At 71.8% G+C, this 25,515-nt stretch carries 22 protein-coding genes and 1 pseudogene; 8 read left to right on the top strand and 15 right to left on the bottom strand.

Annotation, left to right across the window (positions count from 1 at the left end):
• Nucleotides 1-312: 312 nt before the first annotated feature.
• Nucleotides 313-1,383: a pectinesterase family protein gene (locus KXC43_RS32975; RefSeq protein ID WP_221380110.1), complete on the bottom strand. Its 1,071-nt coding sequence runs from the start codon at nt 1,381-1,383 to the stop codon at nt 313-315.
• A 498-nt stretch (nt 1,384-1,881) separates the two neighbouring features.
• Entirely contained in the window at nt 1,882-2,484 is a 603-nt protein-coding gene (locus KXC43_RS32970) for a TetR/AcrR family transcriptional regulator (protein ID WP_221380109.1), read from the bottom strand.
• Between the two features lie 99 nt (nt 2,485-2,583).
• Here KXC43_RS32970 and KXC43_RS32965 point away from each other — a divergent pair, with 99 nt between their 5' ends.
• Nucleotides 2,584-3,234, top strand: a complete 651-nt coding sequence (locus KXC43_RS32965; RefSeq protein ID WP_221380108.1) for a hypothetical protein — start codon at nt 2,584-2,586, stop codon at nt 3,232-3,234.
• Between the two features lie 265 nt (nt 3,235-3,499).
• Nucleotides 3,500-4,384: a CPBP family intramembrane glutamic endopeptidase gene (locus KXC43_RS32960; protein ID WP_308129370.1), complete on the top strand. Its 885-nt coding sequence runs from the start codon at nt 3,500-3,502 to the stop codon at nt 4,382-4,384.
• On the opposite strand, the gene KXC43_RS32955 is transcribed toward KXC43_RS32960, so the two are convergent.
• Complete coding sequence (locus KXC43_RS32955) at nt 4,381-5,379, bottom strand: LacI family DNA-binding transcriptional regulator (RefSeq protein ID WP_221380106.1); 999 nt, start codon at nt 5,377-5,379, stop codon at nt 4,381-4,383. The two genes, KXC43_RS32960 and KXC43_RS32955, sit on opposite strands and share 4 nt — an antisense overlap.
• A 133-nt stretch (nt 5,380-5,512) precedes the next feature.
• Between KXC43_RS32955 and KXC43_RS32950 the strand changes: the two genes are divergently transcribed.
• Genes KXC43_RS32950 through KXC43_RS32935 form a run of 4 tightly spaced genes read left to right on the top strand, consistent with a single transcriptional unit; the run spans nt 5,513 to nt 9,319 of the window.
• The gene (locus tag KXC43_RS32950; protein WP_221380105.1) at nt 5,513-6,664 is read left to right on the top strand and encodes a Gfo/Idh/MocA family protein; all 1,152 of its coding nucleotides are present in this window, start codon (nt 5,513-5,515) and stop codon (nt 6,662-6,664) included.
• Nucleotides 6,661-7,758, top strand: coding sequence for a DUF993 family protein (locus KXC43_RS32945; RefSeq protein ID WP_221380104.1), 1,098 nt, complete (start codon nt 6,661-6,663; stop codon nt 7,756-7,758). The genes KXC43_RS32950 and KXC43_RS32945 overlap by 4 nt, the downstream gene beginning before the upstream one ends.
• Nucleotides 7,755-8,558, top strand: a complete 804-nt coding sequence (locus KXC43_RS32940) for a sugar phosphate isomerase/epimerase family protein (protein WP_221380103.1) — start codon at nt 7,755-7,757, stop codon at nt 8,556-8,558. The genes KXC43_RS32945 and KXC43_RS32940 overlap by 4 nt, the downstream gene beginning before the upstream one ends.
• Nucleotides 8,555-9,319, top strand: a complete 765-nt coding sequence (locus KXC43_RS32935; RefSeq protein WP_221380102.1) for a DUF6807 domain-containing protein — start codon at nt 8,555-8,557, stop codon at nt 9,317-9,319. Before KXC43_RS32940 ends, KXC43_RS32935 begins: the two co-directional genes overlap by 4 nt.
• Here KXC43_RS32935 and KXC43_RS32930 read toward each other — a convergent pair.
• The 4 genes and pseudogenes from KXC43_RS32930 to KXC43_RS32915 all read right to left on the bottom strand — a co-directional run bounded on the left by KXC43_RS32930 (nt 9,277) and on the right by KXC43_RS32915 (nt 11,770).
• Complete coding sequence (locus KXC43_RS32930) at nt 9,277-9,549, bottom strand: hypothetical protein (RefSeq protein ID WP_221380101.1); 273 nt, start codon at nt 9,547-9,549, stop codon at nt 9,277-9,279. The two genes, KXC43_RS32935 and KXC43_RS32930, sit on opposite strands and share 43 nt — an antisense overlap.
• 75 nt (nt 9,550-9,624) lie before the next feature.
• Nucleotides 9,625-10,506 carry an endonuclease/exonuclease/phosphatase family protein gene (locus KXC43_RS32925; RefSeq protein ID WP_308129369.1) on the bottom strand — a complete coding sequence of 294 codons (882 nt, stop codon included), beginning with the start codon at nt 10,504-10,506 and terminating at the stop codon, nt 9,625-9,627.
• 33 nt (nt 10,507-10,539) lie between these two features.
• A pseudogene (locus KXC43_RS32920) lies at nt 10,540-11,454 on the bottom strand (MFS transporter); the annotation flags it as partial.
• 52 nt (nt 11,455-11,506) lie between these two features.
• Nucleotides 11,507-11,770, bottom strand: coding sequence for a type 2 periplasmic-binding domain-containing protein (locus tag KXC43_RS32915; RefSeq protein ID WP_221380099.1), 264 nt, complete (start codon nt 11,768-11,770; stop codon nt 11,507-11,509).
• Between the two features lie 31 nt (nt 11,771-11,801).
• Here KXC43_RS32915 and KXC43_RS32910 point away from each other — a divergent pair, with 31 nt between their 5' ends.
• A complete protein-coding gene (locus KXC43_RS32910) occupies nt 11,802-14,660 on the top strand; it encodes a TIR domain-containing protein (protein ID WP_221380098.1) in 2,859 nt (952 codons plus the stop codon).
• Here KXC43_RS32910 and KXC43_RS32905 read toward each other — a convergent pair.
• The 3 genes from KXC43_RS32905 to KXC43_RS32895 form a co-directional block, all read right to left on the bottom strand.
• Nucleotides 14,657-16,531 (bottom strand): S41 family peptidase, encoded by a 1,875-nt coding sequence (locus KXC43_RS32905; RefSeq protein WP_221380097.1) that lies wholly within the window; start codon nt 16,529-16,531, stop codon nt 14,657-14,659. The genes KXC43_RS32910 and KXC43_RS32905 overlap by 4 nt on opposite strands.
• A 71-nt stretch (nt 16,532-16,602) precedes the next feature.
• Nucleotides 16,603-16,974, bottom strand: coding sequence for an SgcJ/EcaC family oxidoreductase (locus KXC43_RS32900; RefSeq protein WP_308129368.1), 372 nt, complete (start codon nt 16,972-16,974; stop codon nt 16,603-16,605).
• Nucleotides 16,961-17,674: an SDR family NAD(P)-dependent oxidoreductase gene (locus KXC43_RS32895; RefSeq protein WP_221380095.1), complete on the bottom strand. Its 714-nt coding sequence runs from the start codon at nt 17,672-17,674 to the stop codon at nt 16,961-16,963. The genes KXC43_RS32900 and KXC43_RS32895 overlap by 14 nt, the downstream gene beginning before the upstream one ends.
• Nucleotides 17,675-17,764: 90 nt before the next feature.
• Here KXC43_RS32895 and KXC43_RS52435 point away from each other — a divergent pair, with 90 nt between their 5' ends.
• A complete protein-coding gene (locus tag KXC43_RS52435; protein WP_221380094.1) occupies nt 17,765-18,796 on the top strand; it encodes a LysR family transcriptional regulator in 1,032 nt (343 codons plus the stop codon).
• Here KXC43_RS52435 and KXC43_RS32885 read toward each other — a convergent pair.
• Genes KXC43_RS32885 through KXC43_RS32865 form a run of 5 tightly spaced genes read right to left on the bottom strand, consistent with a single transcriptional unit; the run spans nt 18,693 to nt 25,308 of the window.
• Nucleotides 18,693-19,970: a Gfo/Idh/MocA family protein gene (locus KXC43_RS32885; protein ID WP_308129367.1), complete on the bottom strand. Its 1,278-nt coding sequence runs from the start codon at nt 19,968-19,970 to the stop codon at nt 18,693-18,695. The two genes, KXC43_RS52435 and KXC43_RS32885, sit on opposite strands and share 104 nt — an antisense overlap.
• A complete protein-coding gene (locus KXC43_RS32880) occupies nt 19,963-21,411 on the bottom strand; it encodes a mannitol dehydrogenase family protein (protein ID WP_221380093.1) in 1,449 nt (482 codons plus the stop codon). The genes KXC43_RS32885 and KXC43_RS32880 overlap by 8 nt, the downstream gene beginning before the upstream one ends.
• Nucleotides 21,402-22,679, bottom strand: a complete 1,278-nt coding sequence (locus tag KXC43_RS32875; RefSeq protein ID WP_221380092.1) for an enolase C-terminal domain-like protein — start codon at nt 22,677-22,679, stop codon at nt 21,402-21,404. Before KXC43_RS32875 ends, KXC43_RS32880 begins: the two co-directional genes overlap by 10 nt.
• Entirely contained in the window at nt 22,676-24,076 is a 1,401-nt protein-coding gene (gene uxaC, locus KXC43_RS32870; RefSeq protein WP_438870929.1) for a glucuronate isomerase, read from the bottom strand. The genes KXC43_RS32875 and uxaC overlap by 4 nt, the downstream gene beginning before the upstream one ends.
• Nucleotides 24,073-25,308, bottom strand: coding sequence for a Gfo/Idh/MocA family protein (locus KXC43_RS32865; protein WP_221380090.1), 1,236 nt, complete (start codon nt 25,306-25,308; stop codon nt 24,073-24,075). Before KXC43_RS32865 ends, uxaC begins: the two co-directional genes overlap by 4 nt.
• Nucleotides 25,309-25,515 lie beyond the last annotated feature (207 nt).

The raw sequence follows: 25,515 nt of genomic DNA, 5'->3' as shown, positions 1-25,515 counted from the left end.
GGTTGCAGGTCGTGGGTTGGTGGGCGCTGGTCGCGGGTTGCAGGTCGTGGGTTCGTGGGCTGTGGGGCGCGGGTCGAGTGCCGTGGGCGGCGGACGCAGGTTGCAGGTCGTGGGTTGGTGGGCGCTGGTCGCGGGTTGCAGGTCGTGGGTTCGTGGGCTGTGGGGCGCGGGTCGAATGCCCTGGGCCATGGACGCAGGACGCAGGACGCAGGTCGCAGGTCGCAGGTCGTGGGTCGTGGGTCGTGGGTCGTGGGTCGTAGGGTGCCGGTCGGGGGGTGCCCGCCGGGCGGGGCTGTGGTGGACGCCGGGTCGTCAGTGGTGGCGGTCGGGGGACCAGCCGTCCGGGCCGCGCAGGAAGGCGGGGACGGTCTGGGTGGCGGCCTCGGCCGGGGTGAGTTGGGGCCGGTCGGGGGTCACCGGGGCGCCGGGTCCGAAGTTGCGGTATTCGGCGAAGCGCGCCTCTCGCCACGGCCAGGTGCCGAAGTCGCTCCAGGGCGTCGCTCCGATGTGGGCGTCGATGCGTGAGTCGCGGATGACGGTCTGGCCGATCGCGTTCGGGTCCTGGCTGGGGTGCCAGGGCCGGCCCAGGAACACGGTTGCGGGCGCAGTTTCGGAGGTGAGGGCGCACCGCGTGAACAGGAAGCCGTGCGGGTTCGCGATGTCGGTGCTCGGCGCCGTGACATAGCCGTTGGGTGTGGTCCCGCGATGGAGCGAATGCACCCGGCACCGGTCGAAGACGGCCGTGGCCCGTCCGAAGATGAAGTCGACATCGCCCTCGACGTAGCAGTCCCGGAAGTAGGCTCGGGCGACGGTCGTGGCGGCCGGACTGTTGACGTAAAGGGTGTCCTGATTTCCGAGGAACCGCACCCGTGAGAACGCCACCCGATCGGCCCGGGTCAGCACGGCGACGGCCTGCCGGTTGGTGATCTCCGGGTGGGCCGCTTCGTCGAAGAGGTTGGCGAAAGTCAGGTTGTGCGCCCGGAATCCGGCTCCGTCCACTGTGACCGAGGCGCTGCCGGTCGTTCCCCAGGTGCCGCCGGCCGGGTTGGGCGTTCCGTTCGCCCGGTCGTCCGCGATCATCACGTCCTGCGGCCGCCGCCCGAGCCCGGCGATCGTGACTAGCGACCGGTCGGCCCCGATGACAATCCTTCCCGTGTACGTACCGGGCCGGACCCCGATGACGAAGGCCGACGCATTCCCCGCGGGTGCGGAGTCCACCGCCTCCTGAATCCCGGCGAAGTCCCCGCTGCCGTCGGCCGCCACCACGACGTGCGGAGCAAAGCTGCCCGCCCGTGCGGGCGACGCCGATGCGCCCCGCCCGGCGAGGGTCGACGCGGCCGCGACGGCCCCGGTGGTGATCCCCAGAAACGTCCGTCTGCGCATGCCGTATCCCCTCCGAGCGATCGAAAAGCCTTCAGGTAAGGCCTTTCCTGCGGCACGGTAGGTCGATTCATCGGCCCACGTCAATGGCACCGGACGGCCACTGCAAACTTCCGCCGGGCTCTTGGGAAGTAACTCCAGCCCACCACCATGATCTGCAAACGAAGCGAGCCGAAATCAGCGGGTCGCCGCTGCGGGCGGCCGCGGCCAGGGCGACGTCCCGGCCGGGCGTGCGGAAATGGGCCGATCCCTTGTACCGAGGCAGCGCTCAGCCGACGAGGTGGGTGGAGCGCAGCCGCCGGCCGCCTCGCGCTCGGCGAAGGTGCTTCAGGACTCGATGTCTCCGGCTCCGTCCCCGCCGAGCGGGCTGTGGTCGGGGGATTGAAGGCGGGGCCGCCGCGGCCCAAAGGCGCCGCCATGATTTCACCTCAATATGAGCCTGCCGAACCATGAGTCTGCCGAACGGTGAGCCTGCGGACTATGAGCCTGCCGAAAACGTACTCATGTCTCTCTGAGGACGCAGTCGACGGCCATGTAGAGGGTTTCGGTCTCGGACTTCAGGATCGAGTCCTCGGCCGGCAGGGCTCGTTCGATCGAAAGTCCGTTGAGGACGGTCAGCAGGAATTTCACTCGGCGAGCGTGATCCTCCTTGGGCAGTGCGCCTTCGTCGGCGAGGACCGTCAGCCAGTACTCGACGCGCCCCCAGCCGCCCCGCTCCAAGGCGAGATAGGCCGCGCGCACCTCCTCGGTGGGGTCGGACGCGATATACGCCTGGTACGCCTTGGTCCACGCCTCACGTGCCTGCTCTCCGACACCGGCCGGGGCGAGCACTTGCCGGAGACAGTTGACCAGTCGATCCCGGGCGGCCAGCGATCGGTCGTGGATCGGGTCGTCCCGGAGCAGATGGCCGTAGATCCTGGCCAGGACGGCGTCCTGCAACGCGCGTTGGGTCGGGAAGTGGAACCTGAGCGAGCCCGTGCTCACCCCGGCGCGTGCCGCGACCGCGCGCACGCTCAGCCGCGCCGCCAGATCCTCCGCAAGCATGGCCGCGGCAGCCGTGAGGATTCGTTCCCGCGAGCCGGTGCTCTTGTCGCCCTGTGTCATGTGCCACCTCCTATTACATCGTACTAGTACGCCGTGTTAGCTTCGTACTAGTACAGCGTGTTAGTGCGACGGCGGTGATCGGGAGCGGGGCGAAGAAACGTGATCAAGGAATGGCAGCAACGGCGGGCCGTCGGGCGCATCAAGGGCGGGGACGGGCGGGCGTTGAAACCCCTCCGCTGGTGGCAGTCGGTCACCCGCGCCCTCTTCTACCTACCGCTGACCCATCCGGATGGTCGGCAGACGGTGTATGCCGTCGACCTGCCGTACCGGGCAGACACGGGCAGCGGCAAGGCAAGAGCGCACCTGTACCTCGACGGCAGACACCACGCCGAGTCGAAGCTGCCGGCAGCGTTCCCCGTCGAGGGCGGCACCATCGAGGTGGCGATCAGCACCTTCGGGGTCAAGCGCAGCCACTACGTCACCACCGCCGGCGCCGAGCACCAGCTCGTCCCCGACCCGAAGTCCGCCGAAGGGCGCCGTGCCCGCGTCGAACGCGAGCATCCGGGGCTGAGTCGCTCGATCGGCTTTCTCTCCGTCCTGATGCTGCTCATCGGCGTGGGGTTGAACCTGCTGCAGCTGGCCGAACCGCTCTCGCGCATCCCCGCGATCGCCGAAAGCGTCGGGCGCTTCGAATCGCCGGTCCACCTCCATGTCTGGCTCAACTTCGCCCTCGCCGTCGGGGCCGCTCTCGCCAGCGCCGAGCGGGCACTTCGCCTGCGTTACACCGTGCTCGACAAAGCCGGGAGATAGCGACACCAAGCCGGGCCAGCGACACCAAGCCGGGCCAGCGACACCAAGCCGGGCCAGCGACGCCAAGCCGGGCCAGCGACACCAAGCCGGGCCAGCGACACCAAGCCGGGCCAGCGATACCAAGCCGGGAGATAACGACACCAAGCCGGGAAACAACGACCGATCAGAGGAAGCCATGACCACGACAACCAGGCCGAATTGGCTACTCACTCCGGGCGAACCCCGCAACGGCCCGTCAGTTCCCGCCGGAGTGGAATACCACCGGGTGCTCGCAGGAGACAAGCGCCGGATCGGTCGCGGCATCCTCGCGATCGTTCTCCTGCTGGCAGGGCTCGTCATCTTCCCGACGGTCATCGGCCGGGCCGCTGCGCTCATCGACGCGCAGATGGGAAAGACCCCACCGATCGTGGGCGGCACCGACTACACGCCGCTCTCCCATGCCAGTTCCATGATCGCGCTGGGCCTGCTCCTGCCGTGGAGCATGCTCGTCCAGCGGTGGCTCTACGGCGTACCCGGTGCATCCCTGCACTCCGTGACGTCGCGGTTCCGCTTCGACCTGTTCGGCAGATCGCTCCTCGTCTTCGGCCCGGCCTGGCTGGTCGTCAACGTCCTCGGAGCTCTCACGCCGGTTGACGAGGCCCCCTGGTCGCAGACCGACCTCGTCGCCATCTTCATCGCCACGGTGCTCCTCACCCCGCTGCAATCCGCGGGCGAGGAATACGGCGTGCGGGGGCTCATGTTCCGTGTCATCGGAAGCTGGACACGCAGCCCACGAGCGGGGCTGGTCGCCGGGGTGCTGGTCTCGAGCGTGCTCTTCACGGCCGTCCACGGCGCGACGGATCCGTACATCATCGCCTGGTATTTCGTGCTCTGGACCGGGTTGGCCGTCATCACCTGGCGCACGGGCGGGCTCGAGGTCGCGGTCATGCTCCACGCCGTACTCAACACGTTCACGTTCCTCGTGGCCACGGCCCTGCGGATAGATCTCGGGAGCGCGACGCAGGACCGCTCGGCCGGAGTCGGCTCGCCGTACCAGCTCGTCCCGACCTTCATGGTCGTCGTCATGACCGCGATCGTCTGGTGGTGCACCCGAAAGTCCGGACCAGTACTTACTGCGGGCCGTGACGAGCAGCCACGAAGCAGTCCCTAAGAGACGGGCCAGGTGCTTTCCCGGCGGATCAGCTCGGCGCGGATGTGCTCGACCCGCGGCGGCGAGCCCGGTGGCGGGGGGTCGAGAGCCAGCTGCATGGCTCGTTCGCCCAGTTCGGTCAGCGGCAGTCGCACCGAGGTCAGCGCCGGCGTGACGTCGCGGGCGATCGGCATGTCGTCGAAGCCGGCCACGCTCAAATTGCGGCCGCACGTGCGCATGGCCGAGAGCGCGCCGACCGCCATCGAGTCGTTGAGGGCGGCCACGGCGGTCAGGTCCGGCTCGTCGGCCAGCAGCTTGGTCGCGGCCGCCTCGCCGCCGTCGCGGGTGAAGTCGGCGTGGACCACGCGCAGCGTGCGGCCGTGGGCCTCGGCCGCCCGGCGCAGGCCGGCCAGGCGGTCGGCGGTGGTGGTCAGGGCGGCCGGGCCGGCGATCACGCCGACCGCGGTGTGACCCAGCTCGAACAGGTGCTCGCCGGCCAGGAAGCCGCCCTCCTCGTTGGCCGGCAGCACCGCGTCGGACGTGTGGGAGTGGCGGCCGATCACGGCGATGCGCCCGCCCGTGGTCTCGAAGGCGGCCATCCGCTCGTGCAGTTCGGTCTCGGCGTCCGAGGAGAGATAGCCCGAGCCGGCGACCACGATCGCGGCGACCTGATGGGCGTGCAGCAGGTCGATGTACTCGAGTTCGCGGGCGGGTTCGCGGAACGTGTTGCAGATGATGACCAGGCGGCCGTGAGCGGTGGCGACCCGCTGCAGGCCGCGGGTGATCTCGGCGAAGTACGGGTCGGACACGTCGTGAACCAGCACGCCGACCGCGTTGCGGTTGGAGCGGGCCAGCATCTGGGCGTGCGCGTTGGGCACGTAGCGCAGCTCGGCCACCGCCGCCAGCACCCGGGTGCGCAGCTCGTCGGTCACCGGCTTCGAGCTGCCATTGATGATCCGCGATGCCGTCGCAGTGGACACTCCGGCCCGGCGTGCCACGTCCGCCAAGGTCGCCACGTGCACCCCCCCGCCGAGATCCAAAGAAGCCGAGGATACCGCCGCCGGTCTTGCCCGCCCGGCGGCACGCCCCGTACGGTATCAGGAAAGCGCTTACCTCAAGGTGTTCAACTCGGCCGGAGGCAACGAAGACATGGATCGCACCCCCCTGGGCATCGTCCTCAACGGCGTCACCGGCCGGATGGGCCTACGACAACACCTGATCCGCTCGATCCTGGCCATCCGCTCCGACGGCGGCCTGCCGCTGCGCGACGGAACTGTGCTGTGGCCCGAGCCGGTGCTGGTCGGTCGCAGCGAGGCCAAGCTGCGCACGCTGGCCGAGCAGCACGGCCTCACCGACTGGACCACCGATCTGGCCGGCGCGCTGGCCCGTCCCGACGTGCAGATCTACTTCGACGCCCAGGTCACCTCGGCCCGCGTCAAGGCGTTGCACGCGGCGATCGAGGCGGGCAAGCACCTCTACACCGAGAAGCCGGTGGCCGAGAGTCTGGCCGAGGCCGTCGAGCTCGCCCGCAAGGCGGACGCGGCCGGCATCAAGCACGGCGTGGTGCAGGACAAGCTCTTCCTGCCGGGCCTGCAGAAACTGCACCGGCTGGTGCGGGGCGGCTTCTTCGGGCGCGTGCTCTCCGTACGCGGGGAATTCGGTTACTGGGTCTTCGAGGGCGACTGGCAGGGCGCGCAGCGGCCGTCGTGGAACTACCGATCGGCCGACGGCGGCGGCATCACGCTCGACATGTTCCCGCACTGGCACTACGTGCTCGAGCAGATCTTCGGGCCGGTCAACGCGGTCACCGCCCGCTCGGTCACCCACATCGACCGCCGCTGGGACGAGTCCGGCGAGCCCTACGCGGCTACCGCCGACGACGCGGTGTACGGCCTGTTCGAGCTGGACGGCGGGGTCATCGCGCAGATCAACTCGTCCTGGGCGGTCCGGGTCAACCGCGACGAGCTGGTCGAGTTCCAGGTCGACGGCACGCACGGCAGCGCGGTGGCCGGCCTGCACCACTGCCGCATCCAGCCCCGCGCGGGCACGCCGAAACCGGTGTGGGACCCGGACGTGCCGACCGCACAGCGTTTCCGCGAGCAGTGGCAGGAGGTGCCCGACAACGAGGTCTTCGTCAACGGCTTCCGCGCGCAGTGGGAACAGTTCCTGCGTTACGTCGCCGAGGACGGCCCCTACACCGGCGACCTGTGGGCGGGCGCGCGCGGCGTGCAGGTGGCCGAACTGGGCCTGCAGTCGTCGCGCGAGGGCCGGCGCCTCGAGATCCCGGAGCTCGGCCGATGACGCGGTTCAGCGGCCACGGCGCCGAGTTCCGGGCGAAGGGCCCGTTCACGAGCCGCATCGCGTACGCCGCCGCGCCGGTCACGGCCGACCAGCGCGCCGAGAACATCCCGGGCGCCCCGGCTGCCCTCGACTGGGAGACCACGCTGCGGTTCCGGCACCACCTGTGGTCGTACGGCTTCGGGGTGGCCGAGGCGATGGACACCGCCCAGCGCGGCGCCGGGCTCGACTACCCGGCCACCCGCGAGCTGATCCGGCGCAGCGCGGCCGAGGCCCGGTCGGTCGGCGGCGCGATCGTGGCCGGCGTGGCCACCGACCAGCTGCCCCCGGGGCCGGCGACCATCGACGAGATCACCAAGGCCTACCTGGAACAGCTGCACGACGTACGCGATGCCGGCGCGACCCCCGTGCTCATGTGCAGCCGGCACCTGGCCGCGGCAGCGCGCGACGCCGACGACTACAAGCGGGTGTACGGCGAACTGCTGTCCCAGTCGGACCAGCCGGTGCTGCTGCACTGGCTGGGCGAGGCGTTCGACCCCGCGCTGGCCGGCTACTGGGGGCGGCGCGAGACCGTGCTCGAGATCATCGAGGAGCACCGGGACAGGGTCGACGGCATCAAGCTGTCGCTGCTCGACGCGGACTACGAGATCGCGATGCGGCGCCGGCTGCCCGCGGGCGTGCGCATGTACACCGGCGACGACTTCAACTATCCGGCGCTGATCCGGGGCGACGACCAGGGCCACTCCGAGGCGCTGCTCGGCGTGCTGGCGGTCATCGCCCCGCCCGCCGCGGCGGCGCTCCGGGCGCTCGATGAGGGCGACATCACGGCGTACGAAGCAATTCTCGGCCCGACCCTGCCGCTCGCCCGGCATCTGTTCGCCGCGCCGACCTACCACTACAAGACCGGCATCGTCTTCCTCAACTGGCTGGCCGGCCACCAGGACCACCTGACGATGGTGAACGGCGCCCAGTCCGGCCGGTCGCCGCAGCACCTGCTGACGCTCATGAGATTGGCCGACGAGGCCGGGCTGCTGCCGGACGCCGCGCTGGCCGAGCACCGCGCCAACGCGTGGCTGACGACGGTGGGCCTGGCATGAAGGGCTTCTCGCTGAACCAGGCGACCACCAAGCGCTGGCCGCTCGACGACCTGGTGGCGGGCTGCGCCGCGGCCGGTGTCCAAGCGGTCGGCCTCTGGCGCGAGGAGGTCACCGAGTACGGAACGGAGAAGGCGGCCGCCCTCGTCCGCGACGCCGGCCTGACGGTCTCGTCGTTGTGCCGGGGCGGCTTCTTCCACGAGGCACACTGGTACGACGAGAACCGGCGCGCGATCGACCAGGCCGCCGCCCTCGGCACCGACACGCTCGTGCTCGTCAGCGGCGGCCTGCCCGGCACCAGCCGCGACATCGACGGCGCCCGCCGCCACGTCGGCGACGCGATCGGCGCGCTGGTGCCCGACGCGCTGGCGGCCGGCGTACGCCTGGCGATCGAACCGCTGCACCCGATGTTCTGCTCCGACCGCTGCGTGGTGGCCACGCTCGACCAGGCGCTGGAACTGGCCAACCCCTATCCGCCGGAAGCGGTGGGCGTGGTCATCGACACCTACCACCTGTGGTGGGACGACAGGGTGTGGGACGGCATCGCCCGCGCCGGCCGCGAGGGCCGCCTGGCGTCGTTCCAGCTGGCCGACTGGATCACTCCGCTCCCGTCCGGCGTGCTGCTCGGGCGTGGCCTCCCCGGCACCGGCTCCGTCGACATGAGACGGTTCGCCCGGGCGGTCCGCGAAACCGGCTACACCGGCTACGTCGAGGTCGAGGTCTTCCACGAAGAGGTGTGGTCGCGCCCCGGCCCCGAGGTCCTGGCCGAAGCGATCGCCGGCTACGAGGCGGCCGTCGCGTGAAGATAGGCGACACCGAGGTGGCCACCTACGTCGCCGACCCCCAGCTCGACATCCGGCTGGCCCCGAGGCCCTATCTGCATCCCGTACGCACCTTGGGCGGCACAGTCGTCACGGACGAGCTCTGCTTCGACCACCCGTGGCACCTGGGCGCCTCGGTCACGCTGGCCGACGTCAACGGCTGGAACTTCTGGGGCGGCCGCACCTACGTCCGCGACCGGGGCTACACCTGGCTCGACGACCACGGCACCATCCGCCACGAGTCCCCCGAGCGCCTGCGCTGGCGTGACGGCAACGGCCGCACGGTCCTGACGGAACAGCGCCACATCACCGCCGCGCCCGCAGCCGGCGGGTGGGAACTCTCCTTCCGGTACGCCTTGACTGCGCCCCCGGGCCGGCCGGTAACCATCGGCAGCCCCGCCACCAACGGCCGCACCGGAGGCGCCGGCTACGGCGGCCTCTTCTGGCGCTGCCCGCCCGCCGGGAAAGCGGTCTCGAGCGTCGAACACGGCAGCGACGCCCCCGAACTGACCCTGACCGTCGACGACCGTTATTCGCTGACCTTCCGCGGCCTGGCCGGCGACGACCGCTGGTTCGTCCGAACCGACGGCTACGTAGGTGTCTGCGCGGCCCTCGCTTGGGAGAAGCCGTTGGTCCTCCCGCCCGGCGACACGCTCAGCCGGTCGTTGACCGTGCTCGTTCAGGACGTCGGAGGAGCCGCTCAGGCCGCCACATCGTCGACGAACCCGGTGATGCCGGAGTGATACTCGAGCTGGTTCGGGCGGTACCAGAACCGGTCCTCGCCCGCGGGGATGTAGAAGCGTTCCAGGTCGGCCGGCGTGAAGCGGACCTCGTACTCCAATTCGCCGCGCGTCGCGTCATAGCGAATGTCGCAGATCCGCCCGTACGACCCGGGCAGCAGCGCGGCGACGGCCGGACTCACCCGAACCTCGACACCCAGCCCGAACCGGCTTCCCACCACATGCGCTGACACAACAGCCCACCCTCCGACGACGCGCCTGAACTCAGCCGCCCTCATTCGGCTGCCGCGAACGTGACGTGAGGATTCCTAGAACCGGACCCGGGCGGCGATCGGCAGGTGGTCGCTGCCGGTGCGGGGGAGCGACCACAGCGCCGTCACGGTCAGGCCGCGGCCGAGAACCTGGTCGATCCGGGCGACAGGGGCCTTCGCCGGCCAGCTGAAGGCGAACGCCGGGGCGGTGCTGAGCCGGCTGGTGATCGGGCGCAGGCCCCGGTCGTGGACGGTGGCGTTGAGGTCGCCCAGCAGGAGCACCCGCGCGAGCGGCTCGGACTTCAGGGCCGCGCCCAGCTTTACGGCGCTTTCGTCCCGGGGGCCGGTCGCGAAACCCGACAGACCCATGCGTACGGAAGGCAGGTGCGCGACATAGACGGCTAGGTCGCCGTGCGAAGTCTTGGCCACTGCGCGCAGTCCCCGGTTCCAGTCGGGGCCGAAGGCGCTGGGGCGGATGTCGAGCGGGCTGTTCTCGGTGAGGGGGTGGCGGGACCAGAGAGCCACGGTGCCGTACGCGGCTCGGTACGGGTAGGCCGGGCCGAACGCGGCGTCGTACGTGGGAAGGGTTGACGGCAGCACCTCGGTGAGCGCTACCAGGTCGGGGGAGACGCGAAGCAGCTCACGGACTGTGCCGGCCGGGTCGGGGTTCACGTCGCTCGCGTTGTGCTGCACGGCGATCAGGTCGTGACCCTCGTTCGCCGGCAGCAACGCCGGAGCGAACAGGACGGACCAGGCGATCAACGGCAGCAGCACAGCCGGCAACGTGACCGCGGGTCGCCGCCGCCAAGCGAGCAGGGCCAGCACCGGAATGCTCAGCCCCAGCCACGGCAGAAACGTCTCGATGATGCCGCCGCCCGGGATCAGCCGATGCCCGGCCAGCGCGACCGTCACCAGAACGGCCAGAACGACAACGAGCACCGCTGGATACTCGCAGGCGTGCGCAAGCCGTCTTCACCCCGCTCGAAACGAGGTAGGACGCTTGCAGTGCTCAGGCATCCGGGAGACGCCACCGACCGACTTGCTGGCGCCCATGTAGGCGCCCCGCTGGTCGGGCGGGGGGATCTCGGTCTGCAGGTACCACTGGGCGCCCGACATCCACAGCTCGGTCGTGGTGACCAGCACGATCGACAGGGCCAGCAGGCCGATCGTCCACCAGCCGTGGGTGGAGTTCGTCAGCGCTACCACGGGGCAGGCGGCCACGCTGGCCAGCGCGGCCCATCGCAGCAGCCGGGTCGACCCTTCGATGCTGTCGGCGCTGCGCGTGGCCCGCACCTGCAACGCCACCGCCATCACCGTGTTCAGGGCGAACAGCGCCCCCAGCAACGGTTTCGGGGCGTCGGTCATGGTGATCGCCCACAGCGGGATCACCTCGCCGAACAGGGTGGCGTTGAGCCACAGCACGCCGAACAGGCCGGCCAGGGCGGTGTACGGGTGGTCGCGCAGCACACCCCTGGGGCTGGGCCGCGGGCCGGTGGTCGCCGGCAGCGGAGCCACCGCGGGCATCCGCGCCACGAAGATGGCGTTCAGGACGAGCCCGGCCGCGTTGGCGAGCACCAGCGCCAGCAGGCCGGTCCGCGAATCCAGGGCCAGGGCCGCCGCGCCGAGCCCCGAGCCGATCGTGAAACCCACTTTGAGGTACGCCCGGTTGAACGCCATCGTGCGGACGCGGTCCTCCCGCGGCAGGGCCGCCGCCGTGTAGACCATGCGGCCCGAGTTGGCCAGCGTGTCGGCCGTCGCCTCGGCCGCGATGACCAGCAGGAACGTCCAGAATCCGCCGGCCTGCGGGTAGGCCGCGAACGCCGCCGCCCCGGTCAGCGCGCCGATCACCCAGGCCGTTGCCCGCCGATCCGGTCGGCCAGATGTCCGAGCGGCAGCGAGCCGACCAGCCCGATCAGCCCGGCCAGCGACGCAACCGGATTCAGCCCGTGAGCACGGTGGCGAACGCGGCCCGGACCCGCTCGCGGAGCCAGGTGTGTGCCGGGTCGGTGTCGTAGCGCTGGTGCCACGCGCAGACGATGGGCGGGGACGGCAGAGTGAACGGCAGCGGCAGGATGGCCAGCCCGAATGCCGCGGCCAGGGGGCGCCAGGTCAGCTCCGGGCGGCCGGCAGGGTCGGCGCCACCGTTCGAGCGCTGAAGCCCGGAATTTGGCGCGTCCTGTCGGATCTTGGATCCAACGCGCACGGGGGCGGCCTACGGGCGTACCGATGACGCCATGAGCCTGCTCGCGCGACGTGCCGACCCGCCCGGATCGGGGCCCGGACCGGCGTACGACGCCTTCATCTCCTACAGCCACGCCGCCGACGGCAGGCTGGCCCCGGCGCTGCAACTCGCTCTGCACCGCTTCGCCCGGCCCTGGTATCGGGTGCGGGCGCTGCGCGTGTTCCGCGACGACGCCAGCCTGCCGGCCACGGCCGCGCTGTGGGAATCCCTCGAGCGGGCGCTCAGCTCCTCCCGGTACTTCATCCTGCTGGCGTCGCCCCGGGCGGCGGCATCGCCCTGGGTCGATCGGGAGGTCCGCTGGTGGCTGGAGCACCGGTCCCCGGCGACCCTGCTGCTGGTGCTGACCGAGGGCGGGCTGTCCTGGGACGCGACCGCCGGCGACTTCGACCGCCGCCTCAGCACCGCTGTGCCGCCCGCGCTGCACGGCGTGTTCCCCGACGAACCCCGCCACGTCGATCTGGGCTGGGCCCACGAATCCGAGGACGTGTCTTTGCACAACCCGCTGTTCCTGGAGCGGGTCGCCGATCTGGCCGCGGCCGTGCACGAGCGTGACCGGGACGCCCTGATCGGCGAGGACGTCCGCCAGCACCGGCGCGCGCTGTGGCTGGCCCGCGGCGCCGCAGCCGTGCTGACGCTGCTGCTGCTGGTGACCGGCGTCGCCGCTTACATCGCCGCCGACCAGCGCGACCAGGCCCGGGCCGGGCGGGCCGCCGCGCAGGAGCAGGCGCGGCTGGCCACTTCGCGTCAGCTCGCCGCCGAGTCGACGGTCAACCTGCAGCCGGCCCCGGAACGGGCGTTGCTGCTGGGCGTGCAGGCGATGCACGTGTCGCCGACCGCCGAGGCCCGCAGCGCACTGCTCGCCGCCGTGCAGAACCGGACCGCGGCCACCCGGGCCCTGGTGGCCGACAACCCGACCGGCCAGAACTCGGTGGCCGCGCTGGCCTGGCATCCCGACGGCTCGGTACTGGTCAGCGGGCAGAACAACTCGGGCCTGTTGGTCTGGGACCCGCGCACGGGCCGGCGACTCGCCACCTTCGACCTGCGACTGGGCGGCAATTCGGAGGCCGTCGCGGTCAGCGCGGACAAGAAGACCGTCGCCGTGGCACTGAGCAACGGCATGCTGCTCCACCTCGACGTGGCCGGCGGGAGCGAGATCGCCCGGAACACCTTCGACAGTGTCGTCAAGGCGTTCAGCCCGGACGGCACGCGGGCAGCACGGATCGCCGGGCGGCGGATAGAGATCTGGGATGTCTGGGCGCGAAGGGCCGCCGGCCGCGCGCTGCCCGCCGGCCGGCCCGATATCTCCGGTGTCGCCTTCAGTGCGGACAACCGCACCCTGGCCGTGGCCCGGCCGGGCGGGGTCGAGCTGTGGGACGTCGGCCGCGGCATCCGGTTACAGACGCTCACCGCACCCTGGGGCGGGAAACCGCGGACCGTGACGTTCGACCCGACCGGGGACCGCCTCGCGACGGTGCTGACGGATGGCAGCATCCAGCTGTGGGACGTGCGGCGCGGCGGACCGGACGGCGTACCGCTGGTCAGCTCCCGCGCCGTGGCCCAGGTGGCCTTCCGTCCCGACGGCCGGCAGCTCGCCGCTGTCGACACGTTGACGGTCACGGTCTGGGACCTGGCCGCCCGCACCAGCACGGACGTCATGTCGAGCGACAACGGGGAGATAGCCACGCTGGCCTACCGTCCGGACGGCCGCGGCCTGGCCATCGGCACGTTCAGTGCCGCTTCCGTGATCGTGGACCTGCGCGAGGCGCCCCGGCTCGGGCAGACGGTCGCGCGCGGAGACGGCTTCGGCGACGCTGCCTTCAGCCCTGACGGCACGGTGCTGGCCACGCCCGCGAACAAGGGCCAGGTGCTGCTCTGGGACGCACGGCGGCGGGAGGCAGCCGGGCTGCTCGCCTCGGGCGGCGAGGGGGCGCTCGACGACGTGGCCTTCAGCCCGGACGGGCGGACGATCGCGGCGTCCGGCGTGGACGGCCAGGCTGTGCTGTGGGACGTCGGCACCCGCCGGCTCCGGGGCAGCCCCTTGACCGCCGGCGGCCAGTACGGCGTGTCAGCGGTCGCCTTCGGTGCGGACAGCCGCACGCTGATAACCGGCTACGCCGACGGCCGCGTGCAGGCCTGGGATGCCGCGACCGGGCAGCCGCTGGGTGCGCCCGTAGCCACCCCGCCGCCGCCCGCGTCCTTCTGCGAGCTGTGCGGAGTGACCGCGGTCGCCGTCGCCCCGGACGGCCGGACCATCGCCACCGCCGGCGTCGACGCGCGCATCACCCTGTGGGACCTCGAGCCGCTGCGTGTACGGCAGCAGCTGACCGGCCACACCGGACCTGTCACCGCGCTGGCCTTCGACGCCGCCTCGCGGCTGCTCGCCTCGGGCAGCGAGGACCACACCGTCGCCCTGTGGGACGTCGCCTCCCGGGCCCGGGTCGGGGCGCCGCTCACTCTGCCCAGCTCTCAGGTCGCCGCCGTCGCTCTGAGCCCGGACGGCAGCACGGTGGCCGCTCAGGGCTACAACAACGCCGTCGTGCTGTGGGACGTGAGCCGGCGGACCCCGCTCGGCACGCCGCTGAAACAGGACGGGGCGGGCGCGCTCGCGTTCACCCCGGACGGGACCACGCTGGTGTCGGCGGCGTGCTGCTTCAAGGTCCCGGACGCGCTGATCTTCTGGGATCTCGCCCCGGCGTCCTGGGCGGCCCTGGCTTGCGAGCAGGCCGGGCGCAACCTCAGCCAGGAGGAGTGGGACGCGTTCGTCGGCGGGTCGTGGCCCTACCGGCGAACCTGCGCCGCGCTGCCGTCCGGCGCGGGCGCCCCTGCCGGCGCTCCCGCGGGCTGGAGTTAGTCGGCGAGCGTCTCGAGGGGCCGCAGCGTCTCGCCGCGGCGGACGAAGGTGCGCAGCGCCACCAGTTCGCCCGCATCGAAGCCCCGCACCCTCACCAGTTGGGCGCCGGCGCAACCGACCACCTCGACCGGCCCGGGGTTGCCGCCCAGGTCGGCGCTGAAGCGGGGACGCCCGTCCACCTCGAAGTCGGCCCGGTCGAGGCCCAGCACCGAGAGGACGGCGGTGAGCGAGCCCCCGGCCTCCGACAACTCGACGTCGAACCGGCGCTGCGGTGACTTCTCGAGCAGCTTGACGGCGGCCGCCATGAGGTCGGCGTCGTCCTCCAGGATGTCGCGCCGCGTCGAGTGGTGGCGTTCGTCGGGCACGACCCCGTAGTCCTCGAGCGGCGTGCCCGCGTTGGCGCCGACCCGCAGCACCCGCCGGATGACCAGCGACAGTCCGGCGCCCAGCGGCAGCGCCCGGAACGGAATCTCCTTCTGGCCGGCCAGCGCGCCGATGAGGTCGCCCAGCTGCCAGACGTTGCCGCCGCCGGCGCCGGTGTTGCCGTCGGCGCCCAGCACCCGTCCGATGCCGTTGTCCTGGAAGCCGGCCGCGAAGATGTCGGTGGCCGAGTAGCAGCGGGCGTCGGTCAGCAGCACGACCGGCCCGAAGTAGGACTGGGGCACGGCCTCGAACCATTCGCGCTCGGTGAACGGGACGCCGGCCGAGTAGGGCGCGCCGCATTCCAGCGACTGCTCCATCGATCGGAGCCACGGCTGCAGGGCGTCGTTGGTGCGGCACAGCCGCAGGTTGAGCGCGGTTGCCGCGAACTGGGCGGGCTCGGGTTCGACGGGACGCGCGGTCAGCGCCTGCAGGCAGAGCTCCGAGGCGACGACCGCGCCGCCGCCGTTGCCGCGCACGTCCAGCACGAGCCCGTCCGGCGGCAGCGCCGACAGCAGGCGGGCGAACTCCCGGACGAAGCCGACGATCCCGCTGCCGGTCGGCATGAACGTGCGGATGCGCAGATGCCCGACGGTGCGGCCGCCCACGGTGACCCGGCGGGCCTCGAAGACTGTGGTCAGCTCGGGGATGACCGGCACCATCTCGGGACTCCGGGCGACCGGGAGGCCGGCCAGCGCCTGCGGGGCGAACAGCTCGGCCCGCAGCCGGGCGAGCTGGGCTCCCTCGACGTCGACGCCGAGCGGCGTGTCGGCCGACGACGCGGCCGCGGTCTCGATCGGCGTCGCGCTCCACGTCAGCCGGATCTCGCGGGCCAGGCCGGAGGCGTCCAGGTAGCCCAGGGTGATCCACTCTTCATCGGGCGGGGCGGCGAAGGCCAGCGACCGTACGGTGAACATCTGCACCGCCCGGGCATGACGAGCATCGGCGTTGGCCCCCGGGAGCCCCTCGCCGAACCGTTCGATGGCGCGCGCGACGGGCACGCCGTTCCAGTGCGTCACCTCGACGCCGAATCCGAACGCCGGGTCGTCCAGCTCGACCTGCTCCGCCTGGCGCCGGCTGACCAGGTAGCGGCGGCGGCCGTCCTCGGTGAACTCCTTGAGCAGGAACGGCAGGAACACGGCGACACCGTTGAACGGCTGCGGCAACGTGTAGCGGGTGTGCAGGTCACGCAGCGAGTTGAAGACGTCGAGCAGTTCGCGGTGCATCCGCCATTCGAGTTCCGGGTCGCCGTCGCGGCCCAGCCGTTGCAGCAGCAGACGCAGGCGCTGCAACGGATTGATGCCGTAGCGGGCCACCTTGAACGGCAGCAAAGCGTAGTTCTGCTCGACCAGAAGCAGCGCCTGCTCGACGATCAGCCGCCGCTGGGCCGGGTTCAGCCGGCCGGCCTCGGTCGTGCCGAGAAAGTCCGTGAGTGCCACCGCCTGCGTCATCTTCGCAGCGTAGGGCCACCGGCGAGCGGTGGCCCTGTCCGATCCACGACGGCCGGGCGGCTACCTTTCTCTCAGGGGCGTGGCGACACGTGATAGTGGGCGAGGCGCCAGCCCTCGTCGGTGCGGCGGGCCACCACGGTCAGGTTGAGGGCGATCGGGGCGCGGCCGGGCACGGCCCGGGTGAAGTCGAAGTCGGCGTTCACCCAGCCGAGCACGGCGTCCGGCCCGAGGTCGCGGGTTTCGACGATCTCGTACGCCACCGTCATGCCCTCCGGCTGGGCGGCGTAGTACGCGGCCACGCCCGCCCGGCCGATCGTGAACGGGCGCAGGCCCTGAAACACGGCGTCCTCGGCGAACAGCGACGCCACCTCGGCCGGGCGGTGGTCGCCGATCGCCTTGCGCCACTGGTCCAGCAGCGACCGTAGCTCGTCAGTGGCCGGCACTCTGACCACCGTCCACATGCAGGATCTCGCCGGTGACGAAAGGCGCGTTCTCCAGGAAAACGATGGCGTCGGTGATGTCGCTGACGGCGCCCATCCGGCCCACCGGGTGCAGCGCCTTGAGGAAGTCGTGCGTCTCGGCCGGGTGCATCGGCGTGCTGATGATGCCGGGGGAGACGGCGTTGAAGCGGACGCCCCGGGTCGCGTACTCGATGGCCAGGGCCTTGGTCGCGGAGTTGAGGCCGCCCTTGGTCAGCGAGGCCAGCGCCGACGCGAGGCTGCTGTTCGCCTGGTCGGTCAGCGACGTCGTGATGGTGACGACGTGACCGCCGCCCTGCTCGAGCATGGCCGCGACGGCGGGCTGGGTGATCGCGACGAAGCCGCGCAGGTTGATGCCGGTGACCGCGTCGAAGTCGGCGGCGGTGTACTCGGTGAACGGCTTGGCGATGAAGATGCCGGCGTTGTTGACCAGCGTGTCGATCCGGCCGAACTCGCGCAGCCCGGCTTCGATCACGCGCGGGCCGACCTCCGGGTCGGCGATGTCGCCGGCGACGGCGAGCACGCCCGGATCGTCGGACGGCGTGATGCCGCGCGAATTGGCGACGACCGACCAGCCGAGCTTGCGGTAGGCGGCGACGGTGGCGGCCCCGATGCCCTGCGAGGCTCCGGTGACCACGGCGACCTTGCTGTTGTTGTTCGTCATGACCCGAGAATCCGTCGCCGGGACGCGACCGGCACGACCGACTTTCTCCCGGCTGGGAGCCTGCGCCTACCAGACCCTTAAGCTGGGCCGATGGAGCTACGCCAGCTTCGCTACTTCGTCGCGGTCGCCGAAGAGCTCAGCTACGCCCGGGCGGCCGAGCGGCTGCGCATCGCCGGCCCCTCGCTGTCGCAGCAGATCAAGGCGCTGGAGCGCGATCTCGGCAACCGCCTGTTCGACCGCGACCGCCGTTCGGTGTCGCTGACCGCGGCCGGCGCCCTGCTGCTGCCCCGGGCCAAGGCGCTGCTCGACCAGGCCGACGATCTTCGCCGTACGGTGGGAAGCCTGTCCGCCTCCGAGCCGGTGCGCCTGGGCTACGTGAACTGGCGCCCGGCCGACCTCGAGCAGCGCGCCGCCGGCATCGCCCAGCTGGTCGTCGACGCCTGGGTGCTGCCCTCGCACGCCCAGGCCGCCCGCGTCGCCGACGGCAGCCTCGACCTGGCGATCTGCTGGGTGCCGGACAGCACGCTGATCGACGACCGCCTCGAGGCCCGGCTGCTCGGCTCCGACCGGCTCTACGCGATCAGCACCGGCACTGCCACCACGCCGGTCGAGGCCCGCGACGCGACGGTCCTGGTCGACGCCGACGAGACCAGCTGGTCGTCGTGGAACCGCTGGGCGAAGTCGATGGCCGTCGAGACCGGCGCCCACGCGATCGACGTTCCCGAGGGCGGCGTGACCGGCCACGCGTTCTTCGATCACGTACGCCGACTGCGCCGCCCGGTGGTCAACAACCCCAAGAGCCAGACCGCGCCGGTGCCGCCCGACCTGGTGGCCCGGCCGATTCAGCATCCGGCCGTCTACTGGACGTGGTCGCTGGTGTCGCGGCGCGACGAGCCCCGGGCCGCCGTGCGGGCGCTGGTCGAGGCCCTGACCCGCTCGGTCGACCGGCTCTGCCTGGAGGACCCGAACGCCTGGCTGCCGTCCGACGACCCGCACCGTCCGGCGGCCGGCGTCGCTCTCACATCACCGGCAGACGCCGGCGGTACGGCGTCGTCGCCCACGGCACGCCGAGCTCCGACGGCAATCTCAGCTCCGCGGCGGCCCGGCGCAGCAGCGCGTTGATCCCCGGGATCGTGCGGTTCGGGCCCTCGACGGCGACCGTGCTCGAGTTCAGCAGCTGCGGCTCGGGCGCTTCGGGCATCGTCAAGGCTTCCAGTACGGCGGTGAAGTCGGCCGTTGCCTCCAGTGGCACCAGCAGTGGGGTGCCCTCGGCGCGGTGCCGCAACAGGTCGGCGAGCAGGTCAGTGCGGCCCGGCACCTCGATCAGGCCGGAGTCGGGCGCCTCGAAGCCGGCCAGGTCCGAGCGGGCCGCTTCGGAGCCAGGCAGGCCGGAGTCGAGCCGAGCGGAGTCGGTGTGGCCGGAGCCGGGGAGGGCCAGCCGGTCGGTCGGATATTCGAGGACCGCCGTACCGTCCGGCCCGCGCGCTTCGATCTCGCCCGCGATGAAATCCTCGCCCGCGAGCGTGACAGCGACCAGCAGCGGCAGCCCGGTCTCGAACGTGATGCGAGCGAACGCGGTGTCCTCCACCTCGATCGGCCGCACCCGGTAACGCTCGACCTCCAGCTGCCGCGGCCGCCCGGCCCCGGCCGCGGCGCCCGCCGCCAGCGCCTGCATGACCGCGTGGGCGAGCGGGTTCACCAGCGCCCCGTCCACCACCGGGCGGCCACCGACCATCCGCCGTCCCGCCCACGGCGAGCGGGCGTAGTAGGTGTCGTCACGCTTCCACGACGCCACCGCGGTCAGCCCGGTGGTCTTGGGTGACAGCGCGTCGCGGAACCGGGACCACGCCACCGACCCGAGCGCCTGGAACCCGACCTGGCATGACCGGCCGGTCGATTGAAGGGCGGTCAGCAGCGTCTCGTGGTCGGCCGGCGAGGTGACCGGTGGCTTCTCCAGCAACAGGTCGCAGCCGGCTCGCAGCGCGTCCAGCGCGATCGGCAGGTGGGTGTGGGGCGGCGTGCAGATCACCACCACGTCCGGCTGGGTCGCGGTCAGCAGCTCGCGGTGGTCGGTGAAGGCCGGCACGTCCGGCGCCGGGTCGATCGGTTGCACGTCGGCCAGCCCGACGAGCGAGACGATGCCGCCGGCCCGTAACTCGGCGATACGGCGCCGATGCCACCGCCCGTGGCCGTTGGCGCCGATCAGCGCCACCCGCGGCGTCACCGTGGTGCCCCGTCCGAGACGAGACGTCTCGTCTCGGGGGGAGGCGTTCTTCGCGGCGAAGCCATCAGGCACCGGCCAGAGTGGCGGCGACGCCGTGCTTTTCCAGGGCGGTCAGCCATTCCACCAGGACGACCCGCAGCTCGGCGTCCTCGGCCAGGTCGGGGCTGAAAATCGTGTCGAGGCCGAGCAGCGCGTCCACCACGCCGTCCGGGGTGGATGGGCCGGCGGCCAGGCGGGCCCGGATCCGGTCGGCCAGCGGGTCGTCGAGCGGCAGCGGGCGGCCCTCGTCGGAGACGCCCTGGACGAAGCGCATCCAGGCCGCCACCACCAGGGCCGCCCAGCGGGGCACGGCGCCGGCCTCGCGTCGCTGCTGGATCGTGTGGAGCACCCGGGGCGGCAGCTTCTGTGAGCCGTCCATCGCCACCTGGACGGTCCGGTACTCGATGGCCGGGTTGGCGAACCGGGTCAGCACCTGCTCGCCGTACGCGACCGTGTCCACTCCCGACGGTGGCACCAGGCTCGGCGCGATGTCCTCGGTGATGAGCCGCCGCAGCACGCCGGCCAGTCCGGGCAGTTCGAGGGCGGCCGCGATGGTCTCCCGGCCGGCCACCGCGCCGAGGTACGCGATCGCGGAGTGCACGCCGTTGAGCGACCGCAGCTTCAGCGTCTCCCAGGGCCGCGGGTCGTCGGTGAGCACCGCCCCGGCCTGGTCCCAGGCCGGGCGCCCGGCCGGGAAGTCGTCCTCGATCACCCAGGCCGAGTACGGCTCGCCGTTGACGGCCGCCCGATCGCGCACGCCCAACGTCCGCGCGGCCAGGTCCAAGGTGCCGGCCGTGGTGGCGGGCACGATCCGGTCGACCATCGTGCCGGGGCAGGTCACGCTCTGCCGTACCCATTCGCTGATCCCCTTGGCCACGGCCAGCGTGTCGATCAGGCCGCGCACCCGATGGCCGTTGGCCGGCAGGTTGTCGCAGCTGACCAGGGCGATCGGCCCCGCGTCGGCCCGCCGCCGGGCGCACAGCCCGCGGATGAGCAGCCCCGGGACCGTACGCGGCGCTCGCCCGGTCTCGAGGTCGGCCCGCAACTCGTCATCGAGCAGCAGCCGCCCGGTCGCCGGATCGAGCCGGTAGCCCTTCTCGGTCACGGTCAGCGTCACGACTGTGACGGCCGGGTCGGCCAGCAGCTTCACCACCGCCTCCGGGTCGGCCGCGGCCAGTATCTGCCCGGCCGACGAGCCGATCACCCGGGTGCTCGAGCCGTCCGGGCCGAGCGTGGTGACGCTGAAGAGCCCGTCCTGGTCGCGCAGGGCGTCGACGATCTGAGGCGAGCGAGGCGCCACATGGACGATGCCCCAGTCGCCGCCGGCCGCGGCCATCGCATCCTCGGTGAAGACGGCCTGGTGGGCCCGGTGGAAGGCGCTCACGCCGAGATGCACGATGCCGGGCGCGGGCGCGGCGATCCGGGGGCGGCTCGCGGCCGGGACGCTGTTGAGGGACGCCCGATTCAGTTCCATGCCGGGCCGCCCGGGAACGAGAACTCGGCGATCGAGGCGGGCCGCAGGTCGGAGCTGTAACCGGGCTGCGCCGGCACCAGGTAGCGGCCGTCGCGGGTGCGCACCGGATCGGTGAAGTGTTCGTGCAGATGGTCGACGTACTCGATCATGCGGCCGTCCAGGGACGTGCCGACCCGCAGGTAGTCGAAGATGGCGAGGTGCTGCACGAGTTCGCACAGGCCGACGCCGCCCGCGTGCGGGCACACCGGCACGCCGAACTTCGCGGCCAGCAGCAGTTCGGCCAGCACCTCGGGGATGCCGGCGACCCGGCACGCGTCGACCTGCATCACGCCGATCGCCTCGGCCTGCAGCAGCTGCTTGAAGACGACCCGGTTGGCCGCGACCTCGCCGGTGGCGACCCGGATCGGGCTCACCGCCCGCTGGATGCGCGCGTGACCGAGCACGTCGTCGGGATGGGTCGGCTCCTCGATCCAGTACGGGTCGAACTCGGCCAGCCGGGCCATGGCGGCGATGGCCTCGTCGACGCCCCAGATCTGGTTGGCGTCCATCATGAGCAGCGCGTCCGGGCCGATCTCGGAGCGGATGATGCCGGCCCGCCGCACGTCGTCCTCGATCGGGCCGCCGACCTTCATCTTCATGGCCCGCCAGCCCTCGGCGTAGGCCTGCCGGGTCAGCGCGCGCACCTTGTCGTCGGGGTAACCGAGCCAGCCGACGCTTGTGGTGTACGAAGGGAAACCGTCACTCCGCAAGGCGGCGAGCCGGTCCTCGAGGCCCACGCGGCCCTTGTCGAGGATCGCGGCCGCCTCGCCCGGTGTGAGCGCGTCGTCGATGTGCCGGAAGTCCACACACGACACCAGCTCGTCGGTGGGTAGTTCGGCCAGCAGCTGCCACATCGGCTTGCCCGCCACCTTGGCGCGCGCGTCCCAGACGGCGTTGATCAGGGCGCCGGTCGCCATGTGGAGCGCGCCCTTCTCGGGGCCGATCCAGCGGAGCTGAGGGTGGGCCGTGAGCAATCGGGGCGGCTCCGCGGTCAGTTCGGTGACACTCCGCCCGATCAGAAGCGGGGCCATGGCGCGTACGGAATCGCAGGTGATCTCGTTGCCCCGGCCGTTGGTGAAGGTGAAACCGGTGCCCGTCACGCCCTCGTCCGTGGCCAGCTCGACATAGGTCGCCGAGTAGTCGCCGCGGTTGATCGAGTCGGAGCCGTCGCCGGCCGCCGCGGTGGGGAAGCGCACGTCGTGCACCTCGAACCCGGTGATGGTGGTCATGCGCTGGGGCCCTTCTCGAGCTTGAAGATCCGCTTGGGCAGGTGGTAAGCGAGGTCGGCCATCGTCTCGGCCGCCTCGTCGAACGGCAGGCGGTCCTGCTCGACCAGCGAGGCCAGGTAGGCCGCATCGACCCGGCGGGCCACGTCGTGGCGTACGGGGATCGAGCAGAAGGCCCGGGTGTCGTCGACGAACCCGGCCGTGTTGTAGAAGCCCGCCGCGTCGGTGACCGCCTCGCGGAAGCGGCGCATCGCGTCCGGCGTGTCCAGGAACCACCACGGCGCGCCCAGGAACAGCGCGGGATAGCCGCCGGCCAGCGGGGCCAGCTCCCGGCTGAACGCCGTCTCGTCCAGCGTGTAGAGGACCACCCGCAGTCGGGTGTCCATGCCGTGCGCCTCCAGCAGCGGCCGCAGCGCGTGCACGTAGTCGGTCGCCTGGGGGATGTCGCCGCCCACATCGCGGCCGTGCGCGGCGAACAGCGCCCGGTTGTGGTCCCGCGACGCGCCCGGGTGCAGCTGCATCACCAGGCCGTCGTCGATCGACATCCGCGCGAACTCGAGGATCATGTGACCGCGGAACGTCTCCGCGTCGGCGGCCGACGTCTCGCCGCGCAGCGCCCGGTCGTAGAGCTTGGCCGCGTCGGCGGGGGAGAGGTCGACCGTGCGGGCCGTCGGGTGCCCGTGGTCGGACGACGTGGTGCCGATCGCGATGAAGTCCTGCCGCCGTACGCGCAGCGCGGCCAGATACCCGGCGTACGTGCCGGTGTCCTCCCCGGCCAGCTCGCCCATCCGCCCGACGTTGGCCGCCCAGTCCTCGCGTTCCAGGTCGACCACGTCGTCCGGGCGGAACGTGCTGATGACCCGGCCCTCCCACCCGTCGGCGGCCAGCTTGGCGTGCCGGGCGAGGTCGTCGGTCGGGGACTCGGTGGTGGCCAGCACCTCGAGGCCGAAGCGCTCGAACAGCGCCCGCGGGCGGAACGCCGGCTCGGTCAGGCGGGCGGCGATCGCGTCGTACACCTCGTCGGCGGTGTCCCGGCTCAGCGGGGTCTCGACCTCGAACACCGTACGGAAACTCTGTTCGAGCCACAGCCGGGACGGCGTGCCCCGGAAGAGGTGCCAGTTCGCCGCGAGCAGCCGCCAGATCGCGCGCGGGTCGGTCTCGACCGGGCCGCCGTCGCGCCGCGGAACGCCCAGCCGGTCGGGCGGGATGCCCTGGCTGAGCAGCATGCGCGTGACGTAGTGGTCGGGCACGATCAGCAGCCGGGCCGGGTCCTCGAAGGGCTGGTCGTCGGCCAGCAGCGCCGGGTCGACGTGGCCGTGCGGGCTGATCAGCGGCAGGTCGCGCGCCACCGCGTGGAGCTCGCGGGCCAGGTCGGTGGTGAGAATCGGGTCGGGCACTATCTCGTCTCCTTCACGTGCACCGGCCGGCCCGTGGTCAGGCTCTCGTTCGCGGCCAGACCGGTGAGCAGGGCCAGCGCCCCGTCATGGGCGGTCGCCGACCGGTGCATGGGGTCGGTCTCGCCGCCGAGCAGCACGGCGGTCATCCGTTTGTCGGCGCCGCCGTGTCCCTCGCGGTCCACGGGTTGCAGCTCCACGGCGTACGGCGGTGACCAGAACGGCCGGACGGTCAGCGTCACCGACCCGGACTCGGGGCTGGCGCCCTGCTTGACCTGGCCGGCCGCGGCCGGGCTGACGTGGTCGCTCTCGACCACCTCGAGCTCGAGCCGGCCCTTGCTGCCGTTGACCATCAGCCGGTAGCCCTCCCACGGCGCGTACGCGGTGAGGTGGTAGCTCATCGTGGCGCCGGAGTCGTAGCGCACCAGCACGGCCAGGTCGTCCTCGATGCTGACGCCGGGGGCGAAGACGTCCTGGTCGCGGTGGTAGCCGTCCTCGGCCGCCGGCTCCACGTAGAGCGCCCGCAGCCGCGGGTCGGCGGTGAGGTCGAGCGTGAACCGGTCGTCGGCCTGCCCGCGGCCGCGCCCCTGATCGCCGTAGAAGAACAGCCGCCCGGACGCGTAGACCTCGGCCGGCGCCGCGCTCAGCCACCAGTTGACCAGGTCGAAGTGGTGCCCCGACTTGTGCACGAGCAGCCCGCCCGAACGGGCCTTGTCGCGGTGCCAGCGGCGGAAGTAGTCGGCGCCGTGCCGCACGTCGAGCAGCCACTCGAAGTGCACCGAGCCGATCTCGCCGATCTCGCCGCCGGCCAGCAGCGTGCGCACCACCTCGTGCACGGGGTTGAAGCGGTAGTTGAAGGCGACCTGCACGCGGCGGCCGGTGCGCTCGACCGCGTCCAGGATGCGGTCGCAGCTCGGCGAGTCCACGGTCATCGGTTTCTCGGTGATGACGTCGCAGCCGGCCTCCAGCGCGGTCACTATGTGGCCGGCGTGCGTGCTGTCCACGCTGGTCACGATCAGCTCGTCGACCCGATCCCGGGCCAGCATGGTGGCGAGGTCGGCCGCCTGGTAGGTGGGCACGGGTTTCGTCAGCCAGCCGTTGTGGACATCCATCCGGGCCTGGTTGACGTCGGCCAGGGCGACCAGTTCGGCTGTGCCGGCGTGGTCGTCGGTGACCGCGCGGATGAACATCCCGGCGCGATGGCCGGTGCCGATGACGGCGATTCTGCGTCTAGCCATGATCACTCCGGCTCTGCGACGGCAAAGGTTTGCAGCGAAGTTAGGACTATCGATCCCATCGCGTCAATGACTCGCGCTGGTTTCGGCGGTATATGCCCGATTAACAGCGCATCCGAAGCATCCGTTTGTCATCTGGATGCAACACAACGCCATTGACAGCTGTGCAACCGCTTGCATTAATGGCTGTCATCACGTGACCGGGGCCAC

Source organism: Paractinoplanes polyasparticus (assembly GCF_019710575.1).
Classification (GTDB): Bacteria; Actinomycetota; Actinomycetes; order Mycobacteriales; family Micromonosporaceae; genus Actinoplanes; species Actinoplanes polyasparticus.
This window is presented reverse-complemented; position numbering and strand designations above follow the sequence as displayed.